Origin of the sequence: Massilia niabensis (assembly GCF_042655085.1) — a bacterium.
Taxonomy (GTDB): Bacteria; Pseudomonadota; Gammaproteobacteria; order Burkholderiales; family Burkholderiaceae_D; genus Telluria; species Telluria niabensis.
Window position 1 is genome coordinate 553,691 of sequence record NZ_JBHSMU010000009.1, and the last position, 12,264, is coordinate 565,954.

15 protein-coding genes and 1 tRNA gene are annotated in these 12,264 nt (G+C 63.6%); 7 read left to right on the top strand and 9 right to left on the bottom strand.

Annotation, left to right across the window (positions count from 1 at the left end):
• Position 1: 1 nt before the first annotated feature.
• Positions 2 to 871, bottom strand: coding sequence for an urease accessory protein UreD (locus ACFPN5_RS10610; RefSeq protein WP_379782936.1), 870 nt, complete (start codon positions 869 to 871; stop codon positions 2 to 4).
• Positions 872 to 1,127: 256 nt separating this feature from the next.
• Here ACFPN5_RS10610 and ACFPN5_RS10615 point away from each other — a divergent pair, with 256 nt between their 5' ends.
• The 3 genes from ACFPN5_RS10615 to ACFPN5_RS10625 are packed head-to-tail and all read left to right on the top strand — an operon-like array spanning position 1,128 to position 3,006.
• Positions 1,128 to 1,436, top strand: coding sequence for a hypothetical protein (locus ACFPN5_RS10615; RefSeq protein WP_379782938.1), 309 nt, complete (start codon positions 1,128 to 1,130; stop codon positions 1,434 to 1,436).
• The gene (locus tag ACFPN5_RS10620; RefSeq protein ID WP_379782940.1) at positions 1,433 to 1,999 is read left to right on the top strand and encodes a C39 family peptidase; all 567 of its coding nucleotides are present in this window, start codon (positions 1,433 to 1,435) and stop codon (positions 1,997 to 1,999) included. The genes ACFPN5_RS10615 and ACFPN5_RS10620 overlap by 4 nt, the downstream gene beginning before the upstream one ends.
• A gap of 17 nt (positions 2,000 to 2,016) precedes the next feature.
• Complete coding sequence (locus ACFPN5_RS10625; protein ID WP_379782942.1) at positions 2,017 to 3,006, top strand: hypothetical protein; 990 nt, start codon at positions 2,017 to 2,019, stop codon at positions 3,004 to 3,006.
• An 18-nt stretch (positions 3,007 to 3,024) separates the two neighbouring features.
• Here ACFPN5_RS10625 and ACFPN5_RS10630 read toward each other — a convergent pair whose 3' ends face one another.
• The 7 genes from ACFPN5_RS10630 to petA form a co-directional block, all read right to left on the bottom strand.
• Positions 3,025 to 3,585: a DUF2939 domain-containing protein gene (locus ACFPN5_RS10630; protein ID WP_379782944.1), complete on the bottom strand. Its 561-nt coding sequence runs from the start codon at positions 3,583 to 3,585 to the stop codon at positions 3,025 to 3,027.
• Between the two features lie 91 nt (positions 3,586 to 3,676).
• Positions 3,677 to 3,752: transfer RNA gene (locus tag ACFPN5_RS10635), tRNA-Thr, on the bottom strand.
• A gap of 27 nt (positions 3,753 to 3,779) precedes the next feature.
• Positions 3,780 to 4,265, bottom strand: a complete 486-nt coding sequence (locus ACFPN5_RS10640) for a ClpXP protease specificity-enhancing factor (RefSeq protein ID WP_379782946.1) — start codon at positions 4,263 to 4,265, stop codon at positions 3,780 to 3,782.
• 238 nt (positions 4,266 to 4,503) lie between these two features.
• A complete protein-coding gene (locus ACFPN5_RS10645; RefSeq protein WP_056342583.1) occupies positions 4,504 to 5,115 on the bottom strand; it encodes a glutathione S-transferase N-terminal domain-containing protein in 612 nt (203 codons plus the stop codon).
• A gap of 99 nt (positions 5,116 to 5,214) precedes the next feature.
• On the bottom strand, positions 5,215 to 5,976 hold the full coding sequence (locus ACFPN5_RS10650; protein WP_379782948.1) for a cytochrome c1: 762 nt from the start codon (positions 5,974 to 5,976) through the stop codon (positions 5,215 to 5,217).
• A 30-nt stretch (positions 5,977 to 6,006) separates the two neighbouring features.
• Positions 6,007 to 7,422 carry a cytochrome b gene (locus ACFPN5_RS10655; protein ID WP_379782950.1) on the bottom strand — a complete coding sequence of 472 codons (1,416 nt, stop codon included), beginning with the start codon at positions 7,420 to 7,422 and terminating at the stop codon, positions 6,007 to 6,009.
• A 1-nt stretch (position 7,423) separates the two neighbouring features.
• Entirely contained in the window at positions 7,424 to 8,038 is a 615-nt protein-coding gene (gene petA, locus ACFPN5_RS10660) for a ubiquinol-cytochrome c reductase iron-sulfur subunit (RefSeq protein ID WP_379782952.1), read from the bottom strand.
• 261 nt (positions 8,039 to 8,299) lie between these two features.
• Here petA and mscL point away from each other — a divergent pair, with 261 nt between their 5' ends.
• The 4 genes from mscL to ACFPN5_RS10680 are packed head-to-tail and all read left to right on the top strand — an operon-like array spanning position 8,300 to position 11,029.
• Positions 8,300 to 8,746 carry a large conductance mechanosensitive channel protein MscL gene (gene mscL / locus ACFPN5_RS10665; protein ID WP_379783115.1) on the top strand — a complete coding sequence of 149 codons (447 nt, stop codon included), beginning with the start codon at positions 8,300 to 8,302 and terminating at the stop codon, positions 8,744 to 8,746.
• A complete protein-coding gene (locus ACFPN5_RS10670; RefSeq protein ID WP_379782954.1) occupies positions 8,743 to 9,930 on the top strand; it encodes a Do family serine endopeptidase in 1,188 nt (395 codons plus the stop codon). Before mscL ends, ACFPN5_RS10670 begins: the two co-directional genes overlap by 4 nt.
• 18 nt (positions 9,931 to 9,948) lie before the next feature.
• A complete protein-coding gene (locus ACFPN5_RS10675; RefSeq protein WP_379782956.1) occupies positions 9,949 to 10,644 on the top strand; it encodes a DUF2461 domain-containing protein in 696 nt (231 codons plus the stop codon).
• Positions 10,645 to 10,654: 10 nt separating this feature from the next.
• Entirely contained in the window at positions 10,655 to 11,029 is a 375-nt protein-coding gene (locus ACFPN5_RS10680) for a cupin domain-containing protein (protein ID WP_379782958.1), read from the top strand.
• Positions 11,030 to 11,232: 203 nt separating this feature from the next.
• Here ACFPN5_RS10680 and ACFPN5_RS10685 read toward each other — a convergent pair whose 3' ends face one another.
• Positions 11,233 to 12,240 carry an NAD(P)H-dependent glycerol-3-phosphate dehydrogenase gene (locus ACFPN5_RS10685; protein ID WP_379782960.1) on the bottom strand — a complete coding sequence of 336 codons (1,008 nt, stop codon included), beginning with the start codon at positions 12,238 to 12,240 and terminating at the stop codon, positions 11,233 to 11,235.
• Positions 12,241 to 12,264: the final 24 nt, after the last annotated feature.

Here is a 12,264-nt window from a genome sequence, read left to right on the forward strand (position 1 = left end):
TTCAGGTGTTCCATAGGCGGGGAATCGAGACCTCGCGGCCCAGGAGGGCGGGGCGCAGGCGCCGCCAAGCCGCCAGCACCACGGCGCGCGCCGCCTCGCTGGAGTGGCCCAGGTGGCGCACGACGACGATCTGCGGCAGCTGGGTGACCCCGCTGTGGCCGCTGCAGCTGGCGATGTCGAGTTCCTGCCGTAGCTGGCGCAGCTGGTCGGCGTCGAGCGTCAGGCCACAGGCGATCAGGGTGGCGCACACCGTATTGCCGCCGAGCCCGAATGGGCTGTGCATGACGCTGCCGGCGCCGACCACCTGGCCCTGCTCATGCCAGACCAGTTCGCCTTCGCGGCGAATCGTGGTGGTCTGGTTGATCGTCCCTTCGGCGAACGTTTCGCCCGCTGCGGTGCGCCCGAAACACAGGATCTCGCTGCCGAGGTAGCGTGCACCGGCGCCCAGCGACACCTCATGGGTCAGCTCGACCCGGGCGTCGCGGTAAAACAGGGTTTTCTGCGGCAGCCATTCGAGCGCGGCGCCGTCCTTGATGTCGATTCGCACGTCCTGGCGGGAGCAGCGCCCGTTCGCGCGGTACCACTTGCCGGCGCCAGGCGTGGTCAGCAGCGCCTGCGCGCCATTGCCGGCCGAGATATCGATGTCGAGCGCATCGCCGCCGACTACCCCGCCTGGCGGATGCACGATGACCGCATGGCAGACCGGCGCACCTTCGGGGTAAAGCGGTTTTTGTACGCGTAGCGGTCCCAGGTGATGCCGTTCGAATAGCCGCGTACCGCGCGTGTCGCGGTCAAAACCGAGGCGCAGGTGTGCCTGCCAGCCGGGGGCGACGTTGGACTTGTGCGGGAAATGGTGGGCATCGTTTTCCATCTACCAGGAATTCAGCAAGAACCGTGCCGCTGCCGGCAGCCCCGCTGCCGGCGCCAACCGGCCCAGGAACGCACCTTGATGGTGCGCCAGCGGCAGGGTGATCCGCGATGGGGCAGTCATTGCACGATCAATGCCGCGGGTGCCGAGTGCGCTGTCCCCTCCTCGGTTTCCGTTCGTTTGACATCAATCAAACGCACTAAACCCCTACGCCGCATCGTGGACCTTCGCCCGAGGGCGATCTTTAAGGAGAAAAACCATGATGAAACAAATCACTGCAGGACTCGCACTCGCGTCGCTCGTTTCGCTGCCAGCCCTGGCCGCGCCCGAGCGGATGTCGAGCACCCAGCTTGACGCAGTAGTGGCCGGCACAGGTACCTACCCCTGCGGCTGCGAACCGCCACCGACGGGCAAGGAGAAAGGAAATAACGGGTGGGGCAATGGCGCCGACCCGAGCAACCCAGGTAGCGGCAGCGGTAGAACCGCGCCGTCGAAGACCAACAACGATAATCTGCCGCCGGGACAGGACCGGCCGAATACCAACCCGACCGGGTCCAGCGGACGATGACCGCTGTTCACGAGGGCAGGTCGCGGACCTGCCCTTTCCTGGCCACGTCCAGCCTGCGCTTGTGCATGCTGGCGCTGGCCTGCCAGCTGGTCGCGCTGCCCGCCCGGGCCGAGCGCCCGGTGCGCTCGCTGCTCGAAATCCGGCACGAAGCCCTGGTCGTTCAGCGCTGGGACAATAGCTGCGGAGCCGCTGCCCTCGCCACCGTGCTGCGCTACTACAAGGGCGTGCCGACCGACGAGGAAGCTGTGGCGCGCGGCATGCTGCGCCAGACCGACCCGCTGCGCGTACGCGTGCGCGGTGGCTTTTCCCTGCTCGACATGCAGCGCTACCTCGCACGCATCGGCTTGCAGGGAGACGGCTACGCCCGCATGACTCTGGCCGATCTTGCCCAGCGCGTGCCAATGATCGTGCCGATCACCCTGAACGGTTATCCACATTTCGTCGTCGTCCGCCGGGTCGCCGCGACGGGCGTCAATATCGGCGACCCCAGTTTCGGGAATTATGAGCTCGACCAATCCGTCTTCGCCGCGCAATGGAAAGGCGTCGGATTCGACATCCAATAAACCGATAGGGCGACAACATGAAATCTCTGATGGCCGGCGCACTCTTGTTCGGCGTCGCGGCGGCGTGTAGTGGCCAGGGTAACGAAGAGCTGCAACGCAAGATCGCCGAACAGGCAGCGACGATCGAGCGCCAGCAGGAACGCATTCGCCTGCTGGAGCGTGCATTGACCCCGGTCCGGATCGAAACCGGCAGGGACGCCAAAACAGCCCCCGACGATACCGCGACCGATAGCAACCGTGCGCTCGAACGTGCCCTGGTGAGGGAAAGAGCGGTATTGCTCTCGTCCGGTACGGTCGAAGTCGAGCCGAACCTCGTGGTATCGCATAGTTCGGCCGATGGCGGGTTTCGCCGCACCTCCCTGAGTCCCGGACTGACCCTGCGCGCGGGCTTGCCTGGCAAATCGCAGGTCGAAGCAACGCTGCCGTATGTGCGTGAAAGGATCAGGACCGGCAACCGGTCGACCCGTTCCGACGGCCGCGGCGACCTGTCGGTGGCAGTCTCGCACCAGTTCCTGGCCGAGACGGAGCAGCTGCCGAGCCTCACCGGAAGTCTCGGCTACCAGGCCGCAACCGGGCGTAACACCAGCTACGAACAGGGGCCGCTGGTTGCGCTGGGCAGTGGCTTTCCGTCGCTGCAAGCCTCGCTGAACACCATCAAACGCGTCGATCCGCTGGTGTTCTTCGGCAGCCTGTCGGCCACCCGTTTCCGGTCGCGTGAACGGGGCGGTGCCCACGTCGAACCCGGCAATATCTACGGGTTACGCTTCGGCACAGCGCTCGCGACGGCGCCCGCAAGCTCGCTGCGCGCCGCAGTCAGCCTGAACCTGCTGGACAAGACCCGGATCAATGGCGCAGCCGTTCCCACCGACGACGTGAACGCCTACCTCGAGCTGGGCGGCTCTGCCGTACTGACGCCGTCGACCGCCATCGACATCCTGTTCGCCGCGGGCCTGACGCGCAGTTCGACCGACTTCCGCCTGATCCTGTCGGTGCCGGTACGGTACTGAGCTTATTCGAGGATTGATTTATTCGCCAGCGGCCAGTACTGACTCGGGAAGTTCGAGGGCAGCGAGTTGCCAGCTCCACAGGCCGGTGCGTTTCAGGATAAAGCGGCCGGCGTCGTCGCCCGGCTTCGCAATGGCAACCCTGCTCCATCCTTCGTAATCGACGGCGTAATCGGGCGCACGGTCCGCCTCGTCGCCGGCTTCCGGCGCTTCCCGCTTTCCACCTGCATCTGGCAGCGGCCGCGCCTCGCCCGATTTAAACATGGCGATCACCCCGGCCGGGGAGACGGCGGCATCGACGATCGGGTTGATCAGCGCGGCGCCCATCATCTGGCCGATCCCGGCGAACGGGTTGTCGGCCATCTCCGGCCGCGACAGGCGCTTGTTCATCATGACCATCATCTGGCCCTTCACGCTCTCGCGCAGCGCCGGAAAGTCGATGTAGCTGGAAAAGCGGTCGGCATCCTTCTCGGCGATGGCCGTTTTCATCCGGTGCAGCGTCCAGTACGGACTGGCATAGCTGGACAGGGCGAGGCTTGCTACGACAGCGACCGCTGCAATCAGGACATGGCTTCGTTTCATCGGGCATCAGCTCCAGGAAGGGGTCACTTAGTATAGCCGGGCAAAAACAAAAAAGCCCAGCCGGTGAGGGCTGGGCTTTTGCGCTTGCTGTTGGTGCCGGCTGCCGGTTTCGAACTGGCCACCTGATGATTACAAATCAACTGCTCTACCAAATGAGCTAAGCCGGCGTAATCTGTACGACAGGAATTATAACGCTATTTAATCCGGGTCAGCGTCGGGCGGCCGCCTTTTTTCGGCGGGTCCGTGTCGTCGTCGGGCGAATGCGACAGGCTGGCCGTGGCCGCGTCGTTTGTCCCGCCAGGCACGGCGGACAAGTTCGGCGATGCGCTGGCCGGTTCTTCGGTCGGGGCCGGCATGTCGGCGGCGGGGGTACTCACGTCGAAGGCCATACCCTGGCCGTTTTCGTTGGCGTAGATCGCCAGCACGTTGTGCACCGGCACATAGATGTCGCGCGATACGCCGGCGAAGCGGGCGCGGAACTGGATCGCTTCGTTGTCCATCTTCAGCCCCGAGGTCGCGCCGTAGCTGATGTTGAGGATGATCTCACCCTTCTTGACGTATTCCATGGGAACCGTCGTGGATGCGTCGACCTTCACAGCAAGATACGGCGTAAAACCGCTGTCGGTGCACCACTCGTAGATGGCGCGCAGCAAGTAGGGCTTGGTGGAGATGTCAGGCATGTGGAAATAAGATAAACAATAATCCGTTAATGAGCTAGAAAACGGGACCGGCGAACGGATGCGCCGCTGCGTTCAACGCGGCAGGCAAGGGCGTGGCGCGTGGGAAGCGCGTACTTACATGAGGCGCAGTTTACTGCGAATCGCCAATCAGCGGCGGAAAACCGGCGCAAGGGAGAAAGCGTGAGGTAAAACACGGTACCGGCCGCGCAGCGGACGGCACCGTGTCGTCAACCTTCCATCAACGGCGCATGACCTTTTCCGACGGGGTGAGCGCTTCGATGTAGGCCGGGCGCGAGAAGATGCGCTCGGCGTACTTCATCAGGGGCGCTGCCGTCTTCGACAGTTCGATGCCGTAGTGGTCCAGGCGCCACAGCAGCGGGGCAATGGCCACGTCCAGCATCGAGAACTCGTCGCCCAGCATGTACTTGTTCTTCAGGAACAGGGGAGCAAGCGTCGTCAGGCGGTCGCGGATTTCGGCGCGCGCCTTGTCGTGGGCTTTTTCGTTCGTCTTGTTGCGGTCGCTTTCCAGCACGTGCACGTGGACGAACAGTTCTTTTTCGAAGTTGAACAGCATCAGGCGGGCACGGGCGCGCATCAGCGGGTCGGCCGGCATCAGCTGCGGATGCGGGAAGCGCTCGTCGATGTACTCGTTGATGATGTTCGATTCGTACAGGATCAGTTCGCGCTCGACCAGGATCGGGACCTGGCCGTAGGGGTTCATCGTCGAAATGTCTTCCGGCTTGTTGAACAGGTCGACGTCACGCACCTCGAAATCCATGCCCTTTTCGAACAGGACCAGGCGGCAGCGTTGGGAGAACGGGCACGTGGTGCCGGAGTAGAGAACCATCATGGTGGGTCGTTCCTTAAGAAACAAAGGGGTGAAGCGCCGAGCGACTCACCCCGAAAAAATGATTGCCCGTATTATAGCCAAGCGGGCAATGAAAACGAATTACTTCAGATCTTTCCAGTACGAGGCGTTCAGCCGCCAGGCCAGGAACGCAAATAACGACAGGAAAATCAACACGATAGCACCGAGCTTCTTGCGCGTTCCTTGCGCTGGCTCAGCCATCCAGCTCAGGTAGGCAACCAGGTCGGCCGTCGCGGTGTCGAACTCCGTCTGCGTCATCGTCCCCGGCGCCACTTGTTCCCAGCCGGCGAACTTGTGGATCGTCTTGCTGGCGTCGTGCGGATCCGGCGCGTCGACCATTTTGACCGTGCGTACGCCCTGCAGTTGCCACATCGCGTGCGGCATCGCCACGTTCGGCATCACCATGTTGTTCCAGCCGGTCGGGCGCGTGTCGTCCTTGTAGAAAGTGCGCAGGTAAGTGTAGAGGTAATCGGCGCCCGAGCCTGCCGGCGACGATTTGGCACGCGCGATCACCGACAAATCCGGCGGCACGGCGCCGAACCACGCCTTGGCGTCGGCCGGACGCATCGCCGTCGTCATCATCTCGCCGACCTTGTCTGCGGAGAACAACAGGTTGGTCTTGATCTGCTCGTCCGTGAGGCCAAGGTCGCGCAGGCGGTTGTAGCGCATCGATGAGGCCGAATGGCAGTTCAGGCAATAGTTGACGAACAGCTTGGCGCCGTTTTGCAGCGACACCATGTCGCTGCGTTCCGGTGCGCTGTCGAGCGGGAAAGTGCCTTCGGCCGCAAATGCCAGCCCCGGCACCAGTGCCAGGACCGCGATCAGTTTCTTCGTAAAGTTCATGGTTGTCCTTAAGCTCGGTTCCTGGGGCGGTCAGTGCGGGTGGAAGGTCACGCGCGTCGGTACCGGCTTGAAGCGGCCGGCCGTGCTCCACCATGGCATCAGGAGGAAGAAGCTGAAGTACAACAGCGTGCACATCTGCGAAATGATGGTGTACGCCGGCGTCGGCAGCTGGGTGCCGAGATAGCCCAGGGTAAGGAAGACCACGCCGAACAGGGCCAGGACCCACTTGTGCCAGGTCGGGCGGTAGCGAATTGAGCGCGCCGGCGAATGGTCGAGCCAGGGCAGGGCGCCGATGATCACCACCGACGTGCCAAACAGCACCACACCCCAGAATTTCGCTTCCAGCACCTGCGGCAGCATGCCGATGATGAGGACCAGGGCAATGACCGAAATGATCAATTTCGCCTTGGACGACAGGCGCGACTTCATCCAGATGAACACGACGTACAGCGCGACGGCCGCCATCAGCACGTACATGAAGTCGGCCGTGACGGCGCGCAGCACCGAATAGAACGGCGTGAAATACCAGGTCGGCGCGATGTGGTTCGGCGTCTTCATCGAATCGGCCGGAATGAAGTTGTTGTACTCGAGGAAGTAGCCGCCCATTTCAGGCGCGAAGAACACCACCGCCGAGAAGATCAGCAGGAACATCGACACGCCGAACAAGTCCTTGGTCGTGTAGTACGGATGCGACGGAATCGCATCGACCGGATGGCCGTCGGCGCCGATCGTGTTTTTGACCTCGATGCCGTCCGGGTTGTTCGAACCGACTTCGTGCAGGGCGATCAGGTGCGCCGCGACCAAGCCCAGCAGCACCAGCGGCAGGGCGATGACGTGGAAGGCGAAGAAGCGGTTCAGGGTCGCATCCGACACGACATAATCGCCGCGGATCCACAGCGACAGGTCAGGACCAATGACGGGGATCGCACCGAACAGGTTGACGATCACCTGGGCGCCCCAGTACGACATCTGGCCCCATGGCAGCAGGTAGCCGAAGAAGGCTTCCGCCATCAGGCACAGGAAGATCGCGAAACCGAAGAGCCAGATCAATTCGCGCGGCTTGCGGTAGGAACCGTAGAGCAGGGCGCGGGTCATATGCAGGTAGACCACGATGAAGAACGCCGAAGCGCCGGTCGAGTGCATGTAGCGCACCAGCCAGCCCCAGGGTACTTCACGCATGATGTATTCGACACTGCCGAAGGCCAGGTTGGCGTCCGGCTTGTAGTGCATCGTCAAGAAGATGCCGGTCACGATCTGCAGCACCAGGATCAGCATCGCAAGCGAGCCGAACAGGTACCAGATGTTGAAGTTTTTCGGGGCGTAGTACTTGCCCCACTGGTCGTTCCAGAGTTTCGACAGCGGGAAGCGGTCGTCGACCCAGGCCAGCGCCTTCTGCCCGGCCGGCGCGTTCGCCGGCAGTTTTGTTTCCTCGAATGCGGTGCCCATCTTATGCCTCGCCTTTCTCGTCTTTACCGATCACGATCTTGTTATCGGCGAGGTACATGTACGGAGGGATGTCCATGTTCGTCGGCGCCGGCTTGTTCTTGAACACCCGGCCGGCCAGGTCGAAAGTCGATCCATGGCAAGGGCACAGGAAGCCGCCGCGCCAGTCGTCCGGCAGGTTCGGCTGGGCGCCCGGAGCCAGGCGCGACGAGGGCGAGCAGCCCAGGTGCGAGCAGATGCCCACGGTAACGAGCACTTCCTTGTGCTCGGGCCGGGCGCGAAACTCGTTCTTCGCGTATTCCGGCATGTCGAGCTGGAAGATTTTTTCAGAGTTCGGGTCCGCAACGAGATCGGCGTTCTTCGGCAGGCTGGCCAGCATCTCCGGCGTGCGGCGCAGGATCCACACCGGCTTGCCGCGCCATTCGACGACCTTCATTTCACCCGGCTTGACGTCGGAGATATCCACTTCGACCGGAGCGCCGGCAGCCTTGGCCCGCTCGGACGGTTGGAACGTACTGACCAGCGCACCTGCCGTGGCCACACCGACGACGCCACCGGCCGCGCACGTCGCGACCAGCAAACCGCGTCGGCCTGAATCGACCTGCTTTTCATTACTCATACCAACCCCACTCCGTGAAATTACGAATCTTGAGAATCAATTAAGAGCTTGCAGCAACACAAAATTATATGTGAATGGCAATCTTTATTGGAGAAAAAATATTGGCTGTGCGTCCACGGTGGCACAGGCGTCCCGCAAGTCGCTCGGCCGCCGCCCCGGAACGGGCAATAAAGCGGGTAATAAAGCGGGCGTGCGGGCCCTCGCGGAGGCTTGCGGTATCATCACATTCGCTATTTCGATAACAGGAGAGCAGCCTTGGCAATGATGGAGGAATTCAAGCAGTTTGCCATGCGTGGCAACGTGGTTGACCTCGCAGTCGGCGTGATCATTGGCAGCGCTTTCGGGCGCATTGTCGATTCGCTGGTGCAGGATATTGTCATGCCGCCGGTCGGCAGGCTGTTGGGCGGTCTCGATTTCGCCAATTATTATATTCCCCTGAACGGCCAGGCAACCGGACTGGCGCTGGTCGAGGCCAAAAAAGCCGGCGCCGTGATTGCGTACGGTAATTTCCTCACGATCCTGCTGAATTTCGTCATCCTGGCCTTCATCATTTTCCAGATGGTGCGCCTGATGAACCGCATGCGCCGGCGTGCCTTGCCCGAGGACGAGGCAAAGGCCCTTGCGACCGCGGAAGATGTCGTGCTGCTGCGCGAAATCCGCGATGTGCTGGTGACCAACTCAGCGGCAAGCTCAGCGACCAAAAAGTGAAAGATGACGTCATCACTTCCCGCCCGGGTGCGGCGCGCCGCCTCTGGCTGCTGTTCGCCCAGACCGTAACCGTCGCGCTCGCCCTGTATTTCGTGGTCGCTGCGCTGCGGCCCGAGTGGATCGAGCGCGCGCCGGTCCAGGTACCGGTCGGTCCCGGCGCCAGCACGGTGCCGGTGCTGCAGGCCCAGTCGAGCCCGCCGACGGCCAGCTACCGCGACGCGGCCGGGCGCGCAATGCCGGCGGTCGTCAACATCCTCACCAGCAAGGCCTCGCGCGAAACCCATCCGATCCTGAAAGACCCGTTCTTCCGCCGCTTCTTCGGCGACCGCCTGCCGCCCGAAGAGCAGGTCTCGAGCCTGGGCTCGGGCGTCATCGTCAGCGGCGAGGGCTATATCATCACCAATTTCCACGTCGTGGAAGGCGCCGACCAGATCGAAGTGGGCCTGGCCGATGGTCGCAAGGCCGCGGCCCGCATCGTCGGCACCGACCCGGAAACCGATCTCGCCGTGCTGCGCATCGCCGAGCGCAACCTGCCGGTGATGGTGCTCGGCGAGCCCGACGAAGCGCGGGTTGGCGACGTCGTGCTGGCGATCGGCAACCCCTTCGGCGTCGGCCAGACCGTGACGATGGGCATCATCTCGGCCGTGGGCCGCAACAACCTGCACATCAATCACTTCGAGAACTTCATCCAGACCGATGCCGCCATCAACTTCGGCAACTCGGGCGGCGCGCTGGTCGACATCCACGGCAACCTGCTCGGCATCAACTCGGCGATCTATTCCCAGACGGGCGGCTCGGTCGGCATCGGCTTTGCCATTCCTGTCTCGACCGCGCGCAACGTGCTCGAATCGATCATCAAGCATGGCCAGGTCGTGCGCGGCTGGATCGGCATCGAGTCGCAAGACATCACGCCCGAGCTGGCCGACAGTTTCGGCCTGGCGCGCAAGAGCGGCGCCATCATCGCCGGCGTGGTGCGCAACGGCCCGGCCGACCGCGCCGGGGTGCGTCCCGGCGACATCCTGCTCGCGGTCGAGGGCAAGAAGGTCACCAGCACCGGCGAAATGCTCAACCTCATCGCCGGGCTGGCGCCAGGCGCCAAGGCCAGGCTGACACTGATGCGCCAGAATCGCGAATCGACGGTGAGCGTCACCGTCGGCAAGCGGCCGCGCCCGAAACCCCCTTAATTCTTTTCCGGACCTTCCATGCACCTGCGTGACCTGACGCAATTCCTTTCAGAACTGAGCGAAAACAACACCCGTCCCTGGTTCATCATGAACAAACCGCGCTACGACATCCTGCGCGAAGAGTTCCTCGTCGTCGTCACCGATCTGATCCGCGAACTGACCCGTTTCGACCGCCAGGTCGCCGCCGTCGATCCCAAGAAAGCGATGTTCCGCATCAACCGCGACATCCGCTTTTCGAACGACAAGACGCCCTATAAAACGCGCTTTTCGGCCGGCATCACCCCGAACAACCGGCGCCGCCCGAGCGAAGGCGGCGGTTCGACCTATTATTTCCAGATCGACGGCCACGGCACCCTCGGCATCGGCGCTGGCGAATACCTGCCGCCAGCGGCGCGCCTGAAAGCGATTCGCGAACACGTGGTCAACGATGCGACAGGTTTCGCAAAAATGTTAAAGAATAAACACCTGCGCGCGACCTATGGCGACCTGCTGGACGAAGACAAACTGCAGCGTCCGCCAAAAGGGTTCGACCCTGCGCACCCGCACATCGAACACATCAAGCTGAAAAGCTTTTTCGTGTGGACCGAATTGCCGCTGAAGGCAAACGATCCGGACAAGCTGGTGCCGCGGCTGGCGCGCGGATTCGAGGATGCCTTCGCGCTGGTGACCTGGCTGCGCGCAGTGCCCCATACGAACGAAGAAGAGTCCAACTAAAGGAGGCGACATGGCCTTGCAACACGCAGCATCGGGCGAACGGATCGCCTTGAACCGGGGCGAAGACGACATCGCCAATTTCACGTCGATTGCCCTGGCGAAGACCGAGCACATGGAACTGATCCGGCTGGTCGTCACCAAAGACAAGCCGATGCCCGAGCACCGGGTCGAGGGTGAAGTCACGCTGCTGTGCCTGGAGGGCGAAATCGCCTTCGACGCGCACGGGCGCACCGTCGTGCTGCGTCCGAACGAGATGGTCTACCTGGCCGGCGGCGAACCGCATGCGATCCGCGCCAACCAGGATGCGGTGGCGCTCATGACGATCTTGCTGGGGCCGGTGCGGACCGGCGGGCCGACGAATGCGGCGCGCGGGCAGGGGAGCTGAAGTTCAGGCGCGCGGTTCGATTCTTGTAGGGTGTGGCCGGGCCGCGCAGGCACTTGTGCCCACGCGGTCGTATTGCTGCGATCCACGGATAGCACGCCACAGGCCCGGAAAACGAAGCGTCATATGATCGGGGCATCAATCGGTGGCGGTACGGATGCTCGGCGGCCGCACCGCGTGGGCTCAAGAGCCCACCCTACCAAAGCCTACGCCAACTCATTGCGCGGATCGCGCGCCAGCAACTGTTTCGCCATCTCGGCCGCATCGTAGCCGTCAAACAGCACCGCCGCCACCGCATCGGTGATCGGCATCTCTACCCCCAGCTTCGCCGCCAGGTCGCGTACCGCCTTCGAGCAGGGCACGCCCTCGGCCACGTGGCCCAATTCCGCCACGATGGTGTCGAGCGGCTTGCCCTGCGCCAGCGCCAGGCCGACGCGGCGGTTGCGCGACAGGTCGCCGGTACAGGTGAGGATCAGGTCGCCCATCCCCGTCAAACCCATGAAGGTCGAGGCACGCCCGCCGAGCGCGGTGCCGAGGCGGGTGATCTCGGCCAGGCCGCGCGTGATCAGGGCCGCGCGCGCATTCAGCCCGAGGCCCAGGCCGTCGGCCGTGCCGGTGGCGATCGCCAGCACGTTCTTCACGGCGCCGCCCACTTCCACGCCGACCAGGTCGTCGCAGGCGTAGACGCGCAGGTTACCGCCGTGCACAGCGGCGACGACGCGGTCGCGCAATTCGGCTGAATCCGAGGCGACGGTGAGCGCGCACGGCAAGCCGCGCGCCACTTCCTGCGCGAACGACGGTCCCGACAGGGCGGCGCCCGGTACCTTGTCTCCCAGCACTTCGCGCACCACCTGGTGCGGCAGCAGGCCGGTGCCGTATTCGAAACCTTTGCAGAGCCACACCACGTTCGGGACGGCCCGCGCTTTCAATTGCTCGAGCAGGGGCCGCAGCCCGGCCACGGGGCAGGCCGCGATCAGGAGCGCGCCCGCGCCCGCACCTTCCACATGGCTGAGGGCCGCCTCGAAGTCGGCCGTGACGCGCAGCGACGTGGGCAGCGGCTGCCCCGGCAGGTAAGTCGTGTTTTCGCGCGCCGCTTCGGTGGCGGCCATTTGTTCAGGGTTGCGGCCCCATAGCAGCACGTCGTTGCGCCCTGCAATGGCGATGGCGACGGCGGTGCCCCAGGCGCCTGCGCCCAGGACGGTAATCTTGTTCATGGTTGTCAGTTCTTGCATGGTGTC

What these genes read in the sequence shown, in the direction of transcription:
- ACFPN5_RS10610 (WP_379782936.1), bottom strand. Translation starts at nt 871, where the DNA reads ATGGAAAACGATGCCCACCATTTCCCGCACAAGTCCAACGTCGCCCCC.
- ACFPN5_RS10615 (WP_379782938.1), top strand. Translation starts at nt 1,128, where the DNA reads ATGATGAAACAAATCACTGCAGGACTCGCACTCGCGTCGCTCGTTTCG.
- ACFPN5_RS10620 (WP_379782940.1), top strand. Translation starts at nt 1,433, where the DNA reads ATGACCGCTGTTCACGAGGGCAGGTCGCGGACCTGCCCTTTCCTGGCC.
- ACFPN5_RS10625 (WP_379782942.1), top strand. Translation starts at nt 2,017, where the DNA reads ATGAAATCTCTGATGGCCGGCGCACTCTTGTTCGGCGTCGCGGCGGCG.
- ACFPN5_RS10630 (WP_379782944.1), bottom strand. Translation starts at nt 3,585, where the DNA reads ATGAAACGAAGCCATGTCCTGATTGCAGCGGTCGCTGTCGTAGCAAGC.
- ACFPN5_RS10640 (WP_379782946.1), bottom strand. Translation starts at nt 4,265, where the DNA reads ATGCCTGACATCTCCACCAAGCCCTACTTGCTGCGCGCCATCTACGAG.
- ACFPN5_RS10645 (WP_056342583.1), bottom strand. Translation starts at nt 5,115, where the DNA reads ATGATGGTTCTCTACTCCGGCACCACGTGCCCGTTCTCCCAACGCTGC.
- ACFPN5_RS10650 (WP_379782948.1), bottom strand. Translation starts at nt 5,976, where the DNA reads ATGAACTTTACGAAGAAACTGATCGCGGTCCTGGCACTGGTGCCGGGG.
- ACFPN5_RS10655 (WP_379782950.1), bottom strand. Translation starts at nt 7,422, where the DNA reads ATGGGCACCGCATTCGAGGAAACAAAACTGCCGGCGAACGCGCCGGCC.
- petA (WP_379782952.1), bottom strand. Translation starts at nt 8,038, where the DNA reads ATGAGTAATGAAAAGCAGGTCGATTCAGGCCGACGCGGTTTGCTGGTC.
- mscL (WP_379783115.1), top strand. Translation starts at nt 8,300, where the DNA reads ATGATGGAGGAATTCAAGCAGTTTGCCATGCGTGGCAACGTGGTTGAC.
- ACFPN5_RS10675 (WP_379782956.1), top strand. Translation starts at nt 9,949, where the DNA reads ATGCACCTGCGTGACCTGACGCAATTCCTTTCAGAACTGAGCGAAAAC.
- ACFPN5_RS10680 (WP_379782958.1), top strand. Translation starts at nt 10,655, where the DNA reads ATGGCCTTGCAACACGCAGCATCGGGCGAACGGATCGCCTTGAACCGG.
- ACFPN5_RS10685 (WP_379782960.1), bottom strand. Translation starts at nt 12,240, where the DNA reads ATGAACAAGATTACCGTCCTGGGCGCAGGCGCCTGGGGCACCGCCGTC.